Source organism: Pseudomonas alkylphenolica, assembly GCF_000746525.1.
Lineage (GTDB): Bacteria > Pseudomonadota > Gammaproteobacteria > Pseudomonadales > Pseudomonadaceae > Aquipseudomonas > Aquipseudomonas alkylphenolica.
In genome coordinates this window covers 5,735,531-5,751,513 of the sequence record NZ_CP009048.1, presented here as the reverse complement: position 1 = coordinate 5,751,513, position 15,983 = coordinate 5,735,531, and the positions used below count along the sequence as shown (strand labels likewise).

At 57.2% G+C, this 15,983-nt stretch carries 17 protein-coding genes; 16 read left to right on the top strand and 1 reads right to left on the bottom strand.

The window, feature by feature from the left end:
* Nucleotides 1–11 precede the first annotated feature (11 nt).
* The 14 genes from PSAKL28_RS26340 (at nt 12) to hcnC (ending at nt 12,442) form a co-directional block, all read left to right on the top strand.
* Nucleotides 12–767 carry a glycosyltransferase family 2 protein gene (locus PSAKL28_RS26340; protein ID WP_038616114.1) on the top strand — a complete coding sequence of 252 codons (756 nt, stop codon included), beginning with the start codon at nt 12–14 and terminating at the stop codon, nt 765–767.
* A 6-nt stretch (nt 768–773) separates the two neighbouring features.
* On the top strand, nt 774–1,391 hold the full coding sequence (locus PSAKL28_RS26335; RefSeq protein ID WP_038616111.1) for a PI-PLC domain-containing protein: 618 nt from the start codon (nt 774–776) through the stop codon (nt 1,389–1,391).
* A gap of 4 nt (nt 1,392–1,395) precedes the next feature.
* Entirely contained in the window at nt 1,396–2,040 is a 645-nt protein-coding gene (locus tag PSAKL28_RS26330) for an HAD family hydrolase (RefSeq protein WP_038616108.1), read from the top strand.
* Between the two features lie 2 nt (nt 2,041–2,042).
* Nucleotides 2,043–2,774 (top strand): glycosyltransferase family 2 protein, encoded by a 732-nt coding sequence (locus PSAKL28_RS26325; RefSeq protein WP_038616106.1) that lies wholly within the window; start codon nt 2,043–2,045, stop codon nt 2,772–2,774.
* Nucleotides 2,771–3,097: a cupin domain-containing protein gene (locus PSAKL28_RS26320; RefSeq protein WP_038616105.1), complete on the top strand. Its 327-nt coding sequence runs from the start codon at nt 2,771–2,773 to the stop codon at nt 3,095–3,097. Before PSAKL28_RS26325 ends, PSAKL28_RS26320 begins: the two co-directional genes overlap by 4 nt.
* A 150-nt stretch (nt 3,098–3,247) precedes the next feature.
* Entirely contained in the window at nt 3,248–5,092 is a 1,845-nt protein-coding gene (locus tag PSAKL28_RS26580) for a hypothetical protein (protein ID WP_051939579.1), read from the top strand.
* Entirely contained in the window at nt 5,089–5,709 is a 621-nt protein-coding gene (locus tag PSAKL28_RS26310) for a hypothetical protein (RefSeq protein WP_038616103.1), read from the top strand. Before PSAKL28_RS26580 ends, PSAKL28_RS26310 begins: the two co-directional genes overlap by 4 nt.
* A gap of 174 nt (nt 5,710–5,883) precedes the next feature.
* On the top strand, nt 5,884–7,008 hold the full coding sequence (locus PSAKL28_RS26305) for a hypothetical protein (protein ID WP_157687073.1): 1,125 nt from the start codon (nt 5,884–5,886) through the stop codon (nt 7,006–7,008).
* A 95-nt stretch (nt 7,009–7,103) separates the two neighbouring features.
* Nucleotides 7,104–7,706 (top strand): adenylyl-sulfate kinase, encoded by a 603-nt coding sequence (cysC, locus tag PSAKL28_RS27270; protein WP_075226614.1) that lies wholly within the window; start codon nt 7,104–7,106, stop codon nt 7,704–7,706.
* Nucleotides 7,703–8,725 (top strand): WavE lipopolysaccharide synthesis family protein, encoded by a 1,023-nt coding sequence (locus PSAKL28_RS26295; RefSeq protein ID WP_038616095.1) that lies wholly within the window; start codon nt 7,703–7,705, stop codon nt 8,723–8,725. The genes cysC and PSAKL28_RS26295 overlap by 4 nt, the downstream gene beginning before the upstream one ends.
* A gap of 59 nt (nt 8,726–8,784) precedes the next feature.
* Nucleotides 8,785–9,207, top strand: a complete 423-nt coding sequence (locus PSAKL28_RS26290) for a hypothetical protein (RefSeq protein WP_038616093.1) — start codon at nt 8,785–8,787, stop codon at nt 9,205–9,207.
* Between the two features lie 269 nt (nt 9,208–9,476).
* Complete coding sequence (gene hcnA / locus PSAKL28_RS26285) at nt 9,477–9,791, top strand: cyanide-forming glycine dehydrogenase subunit HcnA (protein WP_038616090.1); 315 nt, start codon at nt 9,477–9,479, stop codon at nt 9,789–9,791.
* Nucleotides 9,788–11,182 carry a cyanide-forming glycine dehydrogenase subunit HcnB gene (gene hcnB / locus PSAKL28_RS26280; RefSeq protein ID WP_038616088.1) on the top strand — a complete coding sequence of 465 codons (1,395 nt, stop codon included), beginning with the start codon at nt 9,788–9,790 and terminating at the stop codon, nt 11,180–11,182. The genes hcnA and hcnB overlap by 4 nt, the downstream gene beginning before the upstream one ends.
* A 3-nt stretch (nt 11,183–11,185) precedes the next feature.
* Nucleotides 11,186–12,442, top strand: a complete 1,257-nt coding sequence (hcnC, locus tag PSAKL28_RS26275; RefSeq protein WP_038616085.1) for a cyanide-forming glycine dehydrogenase subunit HcnC — start codon at nt 11,186–11,188, stop codon at nt 12,440–12,442.
* Between the two features lie 17 nt (nt 12,443–12,459).
* Here the strand turns inward: hcnC and PSAKL28_RS26270 are convergent, their stop codons facing one another.
* Complete coding sequence (locus tag PSAKL28_RS26270; RefSeq protein WP_038616082.1) at nt 12,460–13,335, bottom strand: LysR family transcriptional regulator; 876 nt, start codon at nt 13,333–13,335, stop codon at nt 12,460–12,462.
* 129 nt (nt 13,336–13,464) lie between these two features.
* Here PSAKL28_RS26270 and PSAKL28_RS26265 point away from each other — a divergent pair, with 129 nt between their 5' ends.
* Together PSAKL28_RS26265 and PSAKL28_RS26260 are read left to right on the top strand one after the other, a co-directional pair.
* Nucleotides 13,465–14,421 carry an AraC family transcriptional regulator gene (locus tag PSAKL28_RS26265; RefSeq protein WP_038616080.1) on the top strand — a complete coding sequence of 319 codons (957 nt, stop codon included), beginning with the start codon at nt 13,465–13,467 and terminating at the stop codon, nt 14,419–14,421.
* Between the two features lie 147 nt (nt 14,422–14,568).
* Nucleotides 14,569–15,900: an aromatic acid/H+ symport family MFS transporter gene (locus PSAKL28_RS26260; RefSeq protein ID WP_038616078.1), complete on the top strand. Its 1,332-nt coding sequence runs from the start codon at nt 14,569–14,571 to the stop codon at nt 15,898–15,900.
* Nucleotides 15,901–15,983: the final 83 nt, after the last annotated feature.

Below are 15,983 nucleotides of genomic sequence, written 5' to 3'. Positions count from 1 at the left end.
AGGAGAAGCAGATGCTCAATATTGTAGTTCCCATGGCGGGTGCCGGTAGCCGTTTTGCAGTGGCGGGATACAAGGATCCGAAGCCACTGATTCCGGTGCATTCGGTTCCGATGATCAAGGTTGTAATCGACAATCTGACGCCTGCCTGCGAGCACCGCTTCATCTTTATCTGTCAGGCCGCGCACGTCGAGGCTTACGGTTTGAAAGACAAGTTGGAGGCGTGGGCGCCTGGGTGTGCCATCGTCGAGCTGAACGGTCTCACTGAGGGGGCTGCCTGCACGGTTTATGCGGCCAAAGAGCTGATCGATTCTGATGATCCGGTGATGATCGCCAACAGCGACCAGTACGTTGATATCGACATCAACGACTACCTCAACACCATGCAGGAGCAGAACGCTGACGGTCTGATCATGTGCATGAAGGCGGACGACCCGAAGTGGTCCTTCGTTGGCTTTGCTGACGACGGCCGAATCAATCGTGTTGTCGAGAAGGAGGTGATCTCCGACGAGGCCACGGTGGGTATCTACAACTTCCGCAGCGGTCGCCAGTTGCTCGCCGCCATCGAGTCGATGTTTGCCAAAGACCTGCGCGTCAACGGTGAGTTCTACGTCGCGCCGGCCTACAACGAAATGTTCGAGGACGACGCCCGCGTCATCCACTTCAACATTGGTTCGGAAGGGGCTGGCATGTACGGCCTGGGCATACCGGCGGATCTCGATCTGTTCCTCAGCCTGCCGGTCAGCCTGGCCGCGACTGCTGAGCGCTAACACATCATGCAGATCATAAGTCATCGCGGGTACTGGCTGGAGAAGCCAGAACGTAACCAGAAAATTGCCTTCGAACGTTCTTTCGACCTGGGTTTCGGCACTGAGACCGATGTCCGCGACGTTGCCGGACGTTTGGTGATTTCCCATGACATGCCCGACGGCAGCGAGATGTCCTTGAGCGACCTGCTGAAGATCATGGCCGGCCGCAATTTGCCTCTGGCCATGAATATCAAAGCGGATGGTTTGCTCGCTTCGCTCCAAGCAGAATTCGAACACCATGGGCACAGCAACTGGTTCGCGTTCGACATGGCTGTGCCGGACATGCGCAGCTACCTGGCCAGCGACGTCTGCACCTACACCCGCCTGAGTGAGGTGGAGTCCGTACCTGCCTGGCTGAACGAGGCGGACGGTATCTGGCTAGATAGCTTCGGTGCCGAGTGGTACTCGTCGGACCAACTGGCTGAACTACTGCAGCAGGACAAGCAGGTCTGTGTGGTCTCCTCGGAGCTGCACAGCCGTGATCACCTGCCCCTATGGCGCTTGCTCGGCGACTTCCAGGGCGCCGCCAACCTGACCTTGTGCACCGATCTGCCCGAGGCTGCTCGATCTTTCTTCAAGGAATGACCTCATGATTAAAGCTGTAATTTTCGACATGGATGGCGTGTTGATCGAAGCGAAGGATTGGCACTACGAGGCGCTGAACAAGTCGCTGAGATTGTTCGGCCACACCATCAGCCGACACGATCACCTGACTACCTACGACGGTCTGCCCACGTCGCGCAAATTGGACATGCTCAGTGTCGAACGCGACCTGCCGTTCGAACTGCACAACTTCATCAATGAGATGAAGCAGGCGTACACGATGGAAATCGTCTACGCACAATGCAAGCCGACCTTCGTTCACCAGTACGCGCTGTCGTCGCTGAAAAACCTCGGTTACAAGCTCGCAGTGGCTTCAAACTCAATCCGTAATACCGTCGAAGTGATGATGGAAAAAGCTCGTCTGGATCAGTATCTGGACTTGAAGCTGTCCAACGAGGACGTTGAGCACGCTAAGCCGGCTCCGGACATTTACACCAAAGCCATCCGTTCTTTCGGCCTGTCGCCTGATGAGTGCCTGGTCGTTGAAGACAACGAGAACGGCATTCGCGCGGCTCGCGCTTCCGGCGCCCATGTACTGGTAGTGGAGAGCGTCGAGGACGTGAACCTGGAAAACATCACCCGCCGTATCCAAGAAATTAACGCCCAGCGTCAGCAACGGCAGGAGGCCTGAACATGCGCAAATTGAATATCGTACTGCTTGCTGGTGGCGACAGTGCTTCGGTCAAAGCCGAGAGCCAGTATCCAGACTACCTGTCTGAACGCGACGGCATTCCACTGATCCAGCACCTGGTGGAAAAATGCCTGGAGTTGGACCCGGCGCGCATCGTCTGCATGCTGTCCAAAGCCGATGTCACCAAGTACCACCTGCGCAATATGCTGCAGCAGATGAGCCCGGTGGCCAGCGTTCACGCTGTGCCAGCGCTGACCATGGGCGCTGCATGTACTGCACTGTTGGCCGCCGAGAGCATCGATAACGATGACGAGTTGCTGATCCTCAACTGCAATGAGCTGCTGGATGTTTCCCTGCGCGATGTGGTTGGCGGCTTCCGCAACGACCAGTGCGATGCCGGTGTGGTGATTTTCAAATCGTTGCATCCGCGCTACTCCTTTGCGCGCCTGAACACGGAAGGTTACGTGGTAGAGGCAGCGGAGAAGAACCCGATCAGCAACCACGCTGTGGCCGGTCTGTACTGGTTCGACAAGGGCGCTATGTTTGTCGAGGCGGTCAAGGAGATGATCCGCAAGGACGCCAGGGTCAACGATGCGTTTTACATCGCCCCAGCACTCAACGAAATGGTGTTGCTGCACAGGAAGATCGGTACGCACCGGGTGGAACTGAACCAGTACCATCCGTTGAAGAACCCACATCAGCTCATGGCCTTTGAAAGCGTAGGTGCTCAATGAACACCGCCAACCTGAAAGACATGGTCAAGGGCTGGTTCGTCGGGGGGTTCACACCTACCGCGTTCAGCACGCAAGCTTGTGAAGTTGCCGTCAAGCCGTATCAGGCGGGCGACGCCGAAGCTGCGCACTATCACAAGATCGCCACTGAGGTGACGCTGGTGTTGTCCGGTGAAGTCGAAATGTGCGGGAAAACATGGGGCGCAGGGGAAATCATCGTGCTGGAACCAGGCGATATCACCTCCTTCAAGGCGCTTTCTGATGCAGTGACCGTTGTGGTCAAGGTTCCCGGCGCTCTGAACGACAAGTACCTCGTAGAAGCATGACGGGTCGATTTTGAGTTCAACGGCTCTGCATTAAGCATGAGGCGTACGCTCACCGCTGAGGCTGGCCATTTCGATTGCCAGCCTCAGCGGGTTCGTTTGCACCACCGTGCGGCGCGTGCTCCGGATTGAAGAAGTGCGCGATCTACGTAAATGGGTATTCGTACTGCCTCCTGCAGTATGCAAGAGCTCGAAGCTGAGATTGATAGCGACATGCTGATTCAACTTAAATATCTGAAACACCTTGGGTATCCAGCAGCTAAGCACCTGCCGGAGTTACCGGCTCAGGCAGTTGCCCGTTCCACGTCCGACAACGTGATGACATTTCGCGAGAATGAATCACGGGACGCTGATTGCGTCATCAAGAAGGTTAGCGGCTTGTCCCGACTGGAATGGCCGAAGGGAAACTCCCTGGTGCTGTGGGGTATCCAGACGGACTCCGCGCTCGCACCCTTGATACTGTGGGACCTGGCCCATGCGGCTCCCGTGGGGGCTGTCATCGAGCTCGTCGAGTCCATTGGGATCGACTGTTATTTCATGCGGGAGTATTTCCAGGGGGCGATGGTCCTGGAAGATACCGCCGATGGCTATCGTCGTTACCGGAAAGCGAGCTTGCTGGATGCGGAGCATGGCAGCCTAGATGAGTGGACGTTCGGCATTCCTGCAGGTCCCGATGATGCAACTCTGCTCAATGCATGCGTGGCTCGTATCCTTGAGCTTCCAATTCCCAAGAAAGAAATTCTGCTGTGCGGAAGACCAGCCAAGGACTTCCTGTACTGGGAGCACGTACGCATTGTCGGTGAGGATATTACTGCTCCTCCACTCAAGATCTGTTCGAAGAAGAACCGCCTAGCTCAGGAAGCACAGTATGAAAATCTTTGCATCGTGCATGACAGGGTTTTCCTGCCGGATGACTTTTACGACTCGATTCAACGTTTCGGCAATGCTTATCCGCTGACCGCATTCCAGTCCTTGTATTTTGACGATCGCACGAATTTCTGTATACGCCGTTATTCAGACTTCTTTATCTCCCAAGGATTGGCCTCGCACCGTACGGAAGCGCCGCGTCGCGACGATACCTCCAAGACCTCGCGATTTGCCCCCGCCATCTTTGAGCGGGTTGAGGATACGGCGTTCGCTTATGCAAACGGACATCGGTATTCAGCCAACACGTATCCCAGTGGCAGCCTGTATCTCGTAAAACGGCGCGTTTGGTCACGAATCCCTCAGGATGAATCGCTGTACTGGACTGAGTTCGAGGATGTCGAGCAGGGCGAACGGGCAGGGCGGCTTGGTATTCCGTCCCGTGTGAACCCTTATTCGTTCACGCAGTCGATGCTTTCGCGCAGTATGCTGAACTGGCTGGGCACCACGCTTTGCGAAACCCAGGGCGGCAACCTGAAACCCCATCGCACGCTGTTCGAACTGCTGTCGTTCCTGCCTCGAAAACCCGTCAATCGCAAGACTCAGGACCAGGCCGCGCGCGACCATGTGACCTTCATGAAGCGTTGGGGCATCGAGGCTGATGCTTCCTTGGAGTCTCCCGCAGCAGCAGCCAGCCAAACGAAGCGGCGATTGCGCTGGCTTGTGCAGGTCATTCATGCGGCGCGTGTGCCATTGCGTCCGACAGTGGTCAGAAATTTTATCAATGACCTTGAGAAGCTGGTCGTCAGCGAGCAGATTTCCTATCAAAGCAAGGAAAAAATTGCGCGGGACTTTGTTGCTGGATCGAGCAAGGCAAGAGAGTCGGTCATATTGAACTGTAGCGAAATCATCAATCAGTCTGCCCAGCGGCCAAATGGAAAAGTCTACGCTAACAGCCTTTCTGACTATTTGCCTAAACGGACACTACTGGCCCGCCTTGGCTCATTTTCCAGTGCCTGGTTCCTGTGGCGTAACCGAAAAGCAATGGTTGCAACGGATATGGGGTTCTATGCCCTGTACAAGGCTATCGTCGGATCCACTCCGTGGTCGAGTTATAAGGATAAACAGCTGTGAGCGATGTCCCATTAGTGGCGATTATTTCCGCTATGGCGGTTACATCACCAGAGCAGTTCCAACAGGTCAAAACGTGGCTTTCTGAGCAAAGAGCAGGTGCGAATCCTCCAGCGTCGCTGGTTGTCGACCATTGTGTATTGCCGATGCCTTCTGGTAATCATGCTACTGCACCCATCGAATGGGTCGACACGGTTGCAGACGACTTTCTACGTAAAAGTACCGAAAACTATAAGCCCGATGTACAAGCCATTCAGGAGATACTTTCGCGCGTAGAGGGGAAAGGCCTCTTGGTACGGCACGCGCTTGGTAGTGTCGCCAATCTGGTTCAGTTGCACGATGCCATGCGTGAGCTGCTTTACGCCTGCGCCAATCCGCCAGCCATTATCGCTTTTGAAGTTGCTCCGAAGGATATGACGGCGATGAGTATCAGCGCAGAGGCGATGGTTCAGGTTAATCCCAATCGTTTGACGTCATATCAGACGACTGTATGGGTAAAGACCATTCGATCTCGCGTATTCTTCGCTGTCCTGAAAACGCTGACTCCGGGGCCGGTGCATCTCCTATACAGGAGCGTGAAGCGAGTGGTTGAGCGGCTGACTACGACACTCAGCCATTGATCCAGCAGTTGGTGGTTTTCGGAGGCTATCTCCAGTTTTTAGCGCGCGCGGGTTCCGGATTTGCTGCGTGGGAAGTCTGATCGGGTGGGGTTTAGAGTGGTTATGTGTAAGGAAATGACTTGGCTTAATGTTACCGGTTGCCCGCGAAGTGGCACTACCGCGCTGGGTTCGGCCTTGAACAAGAGCAAAAGTATCGCGGTTCTGCACGAGCATTATCCCAAGGACTTCTTTGATACGCTCGAGTTGCTCTTCAAAAATCAGGACTTTCATACCTCTTTGGGTGGATACCCCATGTTTGCGGACTCGATCATTGTCCGGGAGCGTGACCTTCTCCCCATAGTCAACGCGATCTTCTCAATAGTCTTCGGGAAAGCCCCGGCGGTGATTGGTTCCAAATTTCCGGGGCTGCAAATGTGGGAGAAAACCACTTACCCACCAGGTGTGGCACTCCGTGAGATCAATATCATCCGTAATCCCGTCGACGTCGTTAATTCCTATGTCGCAAAAACCGACGGCACATTGTCGGGGGATGCTGAAAATGCGTTCTGCGATTGGTTGAATTCTTTCAACTACGCTATCAGCCAGCGGGATAATGGGGATTTTCTTTGGCTGCTTTATGAGGAGTTTCGCCTGAACGAAAACCAGGCTATCGCGAAGCGGGTGGCCGACTTCCTGAAGGTCGAGCAAGACTTCGACCTGGCGGAAATGGCTTCTAGCGGAAAGAAAGCTGAGCCAAATTTCCTGGAGAATAACTCGGGTCAGGTTGTTCTGGATGTCATCACCGAGCTATTCGACGTAGAGAATTGGGTTGACGATGCCGCGGAGAAAATCGCTGCGGGATGTCTTGTGGGATACCCCCTTCCCAGCAGTGGGAAAATTGATATGACGGCGACAGGAAATTCCTGGAAGTATGTCTTCAAGGGATTTTACCCGGCAGAAGATGATGGCTCTTGGACCAAGGGAGAGGTCGGTACGATCTGCTTTACGCCGGAGAAAAATATCTCTGGACGGTTATATACAACGCTCGATATCTCTTGGAGTCTCGGCATTCATGATGCAGGAACGACATTCAGTATCTATTTGGACGATGTTCTGATCGGCAAGACCACTCTGACACTCGGTGCATCCAATGGTGGATCGAATCTGGTTATCTTCGATTCGCCCGAGTTCGTGCAGCGTTCCAAATCCGTAACCTTGAGAGTTGTCGTGGGCAATCCGAGAAATCCTGCTGCCCTAGGTATTTCAGATGACAATCGGGATCTCGGTATCATGATCAGATCCATTTCTTTCGCCCATTGATCTGAGCGCGAGTTTACTTCTGGCAATGCAATTACTGTGGGTTTCGACTAGGCAACGGGTGGAGTTTCGGTTGCCCGAGGAATGGAGAAGTAAGTATGTCAACAGGATTAAGTAGTCAGGTGCGCTGGCACGAACAGCAAGTAACCACGCAGATGCGATCCGAACTCATGCGGCAGAAAGGTGCCTGTATTTGGTTTACAGGCCTGTCGGGTTCCGGAAAGTCGACACTTGCCAACGCGCTGGACTACGAACTTCATCGTGCTGGAAAAAGAACCTATCTGTTAGATGGCGACAACTTTCGTCATGGTCTGTGCCGGGATCTGGGCATGAATGAATCTGACAGGGTGGAAAATATTCGTCGTGCCGGTGAGGTTGCTAAACTCATGGTTGATGCAGGCCTGGTAGTGATATGCGCCTTCATCTCTCCATACCAACGAGATCGAGATCGAGTGCGGGCACTGTTTGGGCCTTCGCAATTTCTCGAGGTCTATGTTTCGACACCCCTGGCGCAATGTGAGCACCGCGATCCGAAAGGGCTTTACAACAAAGCTCGGCGTGGGCTGATCAATGGCTTCACGGGCATTGACTCCCCTTATGAAATCCCAACTACGGCAGAGTTCATAGTCGATACCAGTGTTGAGCCCCTGCAGGACTCCGTGCGTCGCCTGTTGGGCCACTCTGAACAGTTGGTTTCATGACTAACGCCTTCAGCTCGCGGGACATCTCGGTCATCATTCAGGGGCCGATATTCGATGGGCAATCGAATATCGCGCAGAGGGCAATCGACTCTGTTCTGCGATTCCTGCCCGATGCGCAGGTCATCCTCTGCAGCCATGATGATCAGCTGGAGATCAACGCTGAGGAAATCCTCATTGTCAGAGCTGAGCCTTCGTACCACATCGTGGACATTAATGGTAACAAGAACAACGTCAACAAACTGATCGCCTCAATGACCAGCGGACTCGAGTTGGCGACCCGCGAGTACTGTATAAAGCTCAGAACCGACCATGTGCTGGTCGATGGGTCGTTGCTTTGCTGTATCGCCGCAATGGCTAGCAATGCCGAGACGGCGGAGTTGTTTCATCGCAAGATTGGCGTGTCCAACCTGTTCCTGCGCGATCCTTTAAAGGTGCCTTATCTGTTCCACCTGACCGATACGCTCCAGTACGGCCGTACCGAGGATCTTCGCAAACTGTGGAGCATCGGACAGTTGCCCGAGAAGTTCCTGTACTTGCAGAACGGCCCGCGTACTAATCCAATCGGTACTTTTCAGGGCTTCACCTCGTTCCGTCTGTTGCCCGAACAGGCGATCTTCCTGCGATTTGTGCAGAAGAACGGTCTGGCACTTGATCTTGAACATATTTCCCACACAAGCTTCGAGTTGTTTAACGCTTGGGAAGATTTGCTGCTGAACAACTTTGAGGTCCACGACTGGCAGAGCCTTGGGGTGGCGCCACCTGCACGCTTCCTCAGTCGTCCTTACGCCTCCGAGTCCGTTATCGCAGAGCTCGATGTGGGCAAGAGGCGGGCACGCCGTTTGCCGCGACACAGGGCGCTGCGTTATGCCCATCTGCTTCTGAACAAATACGTACTGTGCTGGTTCAACTGTCGGTGGCTGGTTTCTGTGGCATCACTGCTGTTGTTTTCCTTCTCCCCGAAGATTGCTATTGCCTCACGCAATCTCTATCGCCGTTTTACCGGTGCAGGACGCACTTAAGTCCAAATGGACGATCCAGTAAAATAACTATTTGAAAATACCCTTAGGAGTATTGTTGCATGAACAGGCTGTTCGTCGTTGGTACTGTACTGTTAGCCCTTGCTGGTTGTGATAATCAAGCCACCTCCACCACTACGGCAGGCGCCAAGTCGCAACCGGCAACCGTGCCACAAGAGAACGGTCAGTACTTGCGTTTCACCCAGATGCCCGGTGGTGAAACTCGTCTGGAAGCCCACCGCATCAGTGGCGGGGAGCACAAGATGATCAGCGGTTATCCGGGCTTTAGCGCAGAACCTGGCAAGTTTCCGGAGGTAAGCCCGTTGGTAGTACGGGTCAAGGACTGTGGCCTGCTCACCTTCACCAAGGCAAATGACACCCCTGGAAGTATGTCGGCTGCACGTACCGACACCAGTGGCTTCAACGACCAGTGCCCGATCCAGAAACTCGACGGGCTGTGGTTCAAACTAGCGGTCAACAACTGAGCCACATCTGGATGCTCCAGGTCATCGTGCGCTAAAAGGTGCCGCTACAGATCTGGCGCACACTGAAATAGGCTTTTCTCGGACGGCTCGTAATCATTCTACGAGCCGTCCGAACTGCCTGGAACGGGTCAGAAGAACCCTCGTTTTCGCACAGATAGTTTTTACTTCATCGGTCAAGTACGTCCAAAGACTGGCCTGGGTCAATAGGCGCCGTGTCTGCTTCGCATAGTGTGAAAAGCCAAATTCCCTTTTCACGGATGAAAGGCGCTATGCAAACACTGGATCGAAAACTCGACATCCAGCCCCTGTCGCGGGCTGACATGACCATCCATCTCAACGGCCAGCCGGTCGAAGTCGCCGCCGGCGAGACGGTGCTCACCGTGCTCAACGCTGTGGGCCTGCGCCAGGTGGCGCGCAACGATCACGCACAGCTGACCGGTGCTTTTTGCGGCATGGGCGTATGCCATTGCTGCCTGGTTTCAATCAATGGCCGGCCCAAGCGCCGTGCCTGCCAGACCGTGGTCCAGCCCGGTATGCAGGTGGAAACCCTGAGCAACCGCTTTGCCGGGCAGGAGGCGCCATGAGTCTGCGTCCAGTGATTGTCGGTGGTGGTTCGGCAGGTATGGCGGCAGCCATTGAGTTGGCGCATCACGGTGTACCCAGTGTGTTGTTCGATGAGGCGTCGCGGCCGGGTGGGGTGGTGTATCGCGGACCGCTGCGCGCAGGCGTTGACCTGGGTTATCTGGGGGCGCGCTACAGCAAGGCCCTGAACACACTGCACAAGGAATTCGCTGCCTGCGCCGGGCACATCGACCTGCGCCTCAACAGCCGCGTGGTAGGCGGTGACGAACAGTGTTTGATGGTGCTCGATGGCGAAGAGCGTCTGCATCAGATTGACTACTCGCACCTGGTGCTGTCGGCCGGTTGCCATGAGCGCAACGTGCCGTTTCCTGGCTGGACGCTGCCCGGTGTGCTGTTGCTCGGTGGCTTGCAGTTGCAGATCAAGAGCGGCGTGGTCAAACCGCTGGGCAGCACGGTGATTGCCGGCACTGGTCCCTTGCTGCCTCTGGTGGCCTGCCAACTGCATGCAGCCGGGGCGAAAGTGGCCGGTGTCTATGAAGCTTGCGCTTTCGGCAAGATCGCCAAGGAAAGCCTGGCGCTGCTGAACAAGCCGCAGCTGTTTCTCGATGGCTTGAGCATGCTCGGTTACATGAAGCTCAACGGCATTCCGATGTATTACGGTTGGGGCGTGGTCGAGGCCAGGGGTGAGGGCGAACTCGCAGAAGTCGTCGTGGCGCCTTACGACAACAACTGGCAGCCCGACCACAGCCGTGCCCAGCGCGAACCCGCGCAAACCCTGGCGGTGGGCTACGGCTTCATACCGCGTACCCAGCTCAGCCAGCAGTTGGGGTTGGAGCACGGCTTTAGTGAAGATGGCTACCTGCGCGCCAAGAGCAATGTCTGGCAGCAGAGCAGCCAGCAGCACATTCATCTGGCCGGCGACATGGGCGGTATCCGTGGTGGTGAAGCGGCAATGCTGACCGGGCGGATTGCAGCGGTGTCGATCCTGCTGCAGCGCGAAGTGCTCAATGCCGAGCAGGCCATCGAACTGCGCGAGCAGTACCTGGGACAGTTGGCGGCAATCAAGCGCTTTCGCGCCGGGGTAGAGCGCTATACCCAACGTGGCACCCGGCAGATCGAATTACCGCAGGCCGATACGGTGATCTGCCGCTGTGAGCATGTGACCCGTGCGGATATCGACCTGGCCCTGGAGCAGGGCGTGGAAGACATGGCCGGACTGAAGATGCGTACGCGGGTGAGCATGGGCGACTGTCAGGGACGTATGTGCGTGGGCTACTGCAGCGACCGTCTGCGCGAAGCGACAGGTCGTGTTGACGTCGGTTGGCTGCGCCCGCGTTTTCCGGTCGACCCGATACCGTTCTCTGCATTCCAGCAACCTGGCACGGAAGCCTGAACCATGAACAGAACCTACGACGTAGTCATTGCTGGCGGTGGCGTCATTGGCGCCTCCTGCGCTTATCAGCTGTCCAAACGCAAGAACCTGAAGATCGCCCTGATTGATGCCAAGCGCCCCGGTAATGCCACCCGCGCTTCGGCCGGTGGCCTGTGGGCGATTGGCGAGTCGGTCGGCCTGGGCTGCGGGGTGATTTTCTTTCGCATGATGTCGGCCCAGCACAAGCGCCAGGCGCAAGGGGCTGCGGTGGTGGTGGATGCCAGCACGCCGCATATCCTGCCGCAGTCGTTCTTCGACTTTGCCCTGCAGTCCAACGCACTTTATCCACAGCTGCACCGTGAACTGATCGAGCGTCACGGCATGGACTTCAAGTTCGAGCGCACCGGCCTCAAGTATGTGATCTACGACGATGAAGACCAGCTGTACGCCGAGCATATCGTCGCGCAGATCCCGCACCTGGCCGAGCAGGTGCGCTGGCTCGACCGCGAGGCCCTGCGTCAGGCGGAACCGGCGGTCAGCCATCAGGCGCGTGGTGCCCTGGAGTTTCTTTGCGATCACCAGGTCAGTCCGTTCCGTCTGGCCGACGCCTATATGGAAGCGGCGCGACAGAACGGTGTCGATTTGTTCCACAACACCAACGTCACCGGTGTATTGCATCAGGGCTCACGGGTCAGCGGAGTGCAGACCGCCGAGGAAGGTACCTTCCATTGCCAGACCCTGATCAATGCCGCAGGTGCCTGGGCGGCCGACCTCAGCGAACAGGCCACCGGCCTGCGGATCCCGGTGAGCCCGGTGAAGGGCCAGATCATCCTCACCGAACGCATGCCCAAGCTGCTGAACGGCTGCATTACCACCAGTGATTGCTACATGGCGCAGAAGGACAACGGCGAGATCCTGATCGGCAGCACCACCGAAGACAAAGGTTTCGACGTCAGCAATACCTTCCCGGAAATCAACGGCCTGGTGCAGGGCGCAATTCGTTGTATTCCGGAGCTGGCGCAAATCAACCTCAAGCGTACCTGGGCCGGTTTACGTCCAGGGTCTCCGGATGAATTGCCGATCCTCGGGCCAGTACCGGAAGTCTCCGGTTACCTGAATGCCTGTGGACACTTTCGCACCGGCATCCTCACCTCGGCGATCACCGGGGTGATGATCGACAAGGTCCTGCATGAGGAACCTTCGCCTGTGGATATCACCCCGTTCCTCGCCGAGCGCTTTCATTCCGGGGCTGTGGATAAAACTCAGGCCAGCTTGGCCTGAGCGATGCGTGACCGGCCCTAGTGGCCGGTCATGCGTTCAATCAGACTCAGGCAATGCCGGACCTGTGGCGAGTTATCCCCAACCCGGCGACTGAGAATGATCGGTGAAACCGCCGCTGCCTCGCTCAGCGGTGCGTAAACGATATCGTCGCGGTGCTGGCGCTGCACCGAGGCGGGCACCAAAGTTATCCCCAGGCCGGCAGCCACCAGCCCGAGGGCGGTCTGCAGTTCGTTGGTCCACTGAATCACCTGCACGCTCAGGCCCTGACTGGAGAACAACGCCATGATGTGGTCGGCGTAGCTCGGGCGCGGGGTGGCGGGGTAAAGCACGAAGGGTTCAAAGGCCAGGCGCACCAGGTCGATGGGCTGGCCGATCAACGGATGGCCGCAGGGCAGGGCGACTACCAGCGGGTCTTCGCGCAGTACCTGCTGGTCAATGGCCGGGTCTTTGATGTGGATGCGGCCGAAGCCGATATCGATGCGTCCGGCTTTCAAGGCTTCGACCTGCTGTAGAGTAATCATTTCCTGCAGGCCAAGCTCCAGCTCCTGATTACTGCGCAGTTGGCGAATCAACTCGGGTAACAGGTCGTAAAGGGTCGAAGGCGCGAAGCCGATGCGCAGCCATTGGCGTTCGCTGTTGGCAATACGCCGGGTGCCTTCGGAAATTTGCTCGAGCTGGTCGAGCAACATTGCACTCTGTTCATAAAAGTAGCGCCCGGCCTCGGTCAGGCGCAGCGGACGGCTACGCTCAAGCAGATCGACTCCGAGGGTTTCCTCCAGCTGGCGGATTTGCCGGCTCAAAGGCGGCTGGGCAATGTGCAGCTGCTCGGCGGCGCGGGTGAAGTTCAGGGTCTGAGCGAGCACCCGGAAGTAACGCAGATGGCGCAGTTCCATGATACCTCCAGGGTATTGTTGCCTACCCAACAGATATTGGACTGCCTGCGGGTGCTGACGCAAGCTGGTGCCCTGTGGATAACCAGACCCTGTGGATATCGTCCAGCAAGAACAAGAAGAGGGCAGCCCATGAGCAGCCACCTGTTGAGCGAGCGCAGCTGTGTGTTTCAGCGCGCCGACCCTTATGCCGTGTCCGAATACGTTAACCAGCATGTCGGTGGCCATAGCCTGCGCCTGCCCAGAACCGGCGACCTGAAGGCGAGCATCAACCACCGCAAGTTCGCCAGCCTCGACCTGTGCCGCTTGAGCTATGGCGGCAAGGCGCGGATTACCTCGCCCGCCCTGGGTTCGCTGTATCACCTGCAGATTCTGCTCAAGGGCCATTGCCAGTCCAGTTTTCGTGGCAATGAACATCACTACGTGCCCGGCGAGCTGCTGTTGATCAACCCGGACGATCCGGTCGACCTGACCTATTCGGCCGACTGCGAGAAGTTCATCCTCAAGTTGCCGGTCAGCCTGCTCGAGCAAGCTTGCCTGGAACAGCGCTGGCAGTTGCCCGAGGGTGGCATTCGTTTCAACAGCGCGCGTCATGTCACCGGTGAGCTGGAAGGTTTTATCGGCTTGCTCGGGTTGATCTGCGAAGAGGCGGAGTCCACCGACTCGTTGCTGCAGGTCCAGGAACATTACGGGCGCATCGTTGCCAGCAAGTTGCTCAGCTTGCTCGGCAACAACGTTCAGCGTGCCGAGCCGGTGCAGCAGACCCACTCGTTCGAGCAGTTGGCAGCCTACATCGACGCCCATCTGGAGCAGGACATCAGTGTCGGCCAGTTGATGACTGTCGCGCGGGTCAGCGAACGCACCTTGTACTCACTGTTCGAGCGCCATGCCGGTTTGTCGCCCAAGGGCTATGTGCGCCAGCGCAAGCTTGAGCGCATTCATGCCGCCCTGCAGGACCCGGCAAGCGCGGTGCGCAACGTTACCGAGATCGCCCTGGACTACGGCTTCCTGCACCTTGGGCGCTTTGCCGAAAGCTATCGCCAGCGTTTTGGCGAACTGCCCTCGGCCACCTTCAAACGGCATCGCTGACTCCTGGTCAGCCGTTGCGCAAACTGGATAGCGATTCGCAGGAAACGGCTATTGGCCCTTTTGTACTGCTCCTAACCTGAGATCGCGAACACTGCACGGCAGGTTCGCCTTCGGGTTTCGATAACAACAACAAAAGAGACACGCCACATGCGAGCTATCGATATCAATGGCCTGATCGATCAGGCGAAGTTCAATACCTTCCACTGGCGTGTGCTGTTCTGGTGCGCGCTGATCATCATCTTCGACGGATACGACCTGGTCATTTACGGCGTGGTGTTGCCGGCCTTGATGCAGGAATGGGGGATGACCCCTTTGCAGGCCGGGGCCCTGGGCAGCTACGCGCTGTTCGGCATGATGTTCGGCGCGCTGGTGTTCGGGCCGTTGTCGGACCGTATCGGCCGCAAGAAGGCGATCATGATCTGCGTGATCCTCTTCAGTGGCTTCACCGTGCTCAACGGCTTCGCCCGCAACCCGACGGAATTCGGTATCTGCCGCTTCCTGGCGGGCTTGGGAATCGGTGGGGTAATGCCCAACGTCGTGGCGCTGATGAACGAATACGCTCCCAAGCGGATGCGCAGCACCCTGGTAGCGATCATGTTCAGCGGTTACTCGGTGGGCGGCATGCTCTCGGCCGGCCTGGGTATCGTGTTGTTGCCGGCGTTCGGTTGGCAGTCGGTGTTCTACGTCGCAGTCATCCCCTTGCTGCTGTTGCCGTTAATTCTGCGTTTTCTGCCGGAGTCCCTGGGTTTTCTGGTGCGTCAGGGACGCACCGAACAGGCCAGCCAGTTGCTGCAACGGGTCGAACCCAGCTACCAGCCACAGGCCGGCGACCGTCTGGAAGTGGTCACTGGTGTTGAGGCCGGTGGGTCGGTTCCGCAGCTGTTTCGTGAAGGCCGGGCGCTGAGTACGTTGATGCTCTGGGTCGCGTTCTTCTGCTGCCTGTTGATGGTCTACGCCCTCAACTCGTGGCTGCCAAAACTGATGAACAACGCCGGTTACGGCCTGGGATCGAGCCTGGCTTTCCTGCTGGTGCTCAACTTCGGGGCGATTTTCGGGGCTGTCGGTGGTGGTTGGATTGGCGATCGTTTCAAGCTCGACCGCGTGCTGGTGGTGTTCTTTGCGCTGGCGGCGTTGTCGATCAGCCTGCTGGGCTTCAAGAGCCCGACACCGGTGCTGTACCTGCTGATCGCGATTGCCGGGGCGACCACGATCGGTACGCAGATCCTGGCGTATGCCTGTGTTGCCCAGTTCTATCCGATGGGCATCCGTTCCACCGGCCTTGGCTGGGCCTCGGGAATCGGTCGTAGCGGGGCAATCGTCGGCCCGATCCTCGGCGGCCTGTTGCTGGGGATCCAGTTGCCGCTGGCGCTGAACTTCATGGCCTTTGCGGTGCCGGGTGCGGTGGCAGCGGTGGCGATGATGGTGTTTGCCAGCCGCAGCTCGGCGCGGGCCGGGGCAAGGCTGCCGTCGGCGGCTTAGCCTCATCGCGGGGCAAGCCCGCTCCCACAGGATTGTGTTGAACCGGTGGGAGCGGGCTTGCCCCGCGATACAAACGCCACACC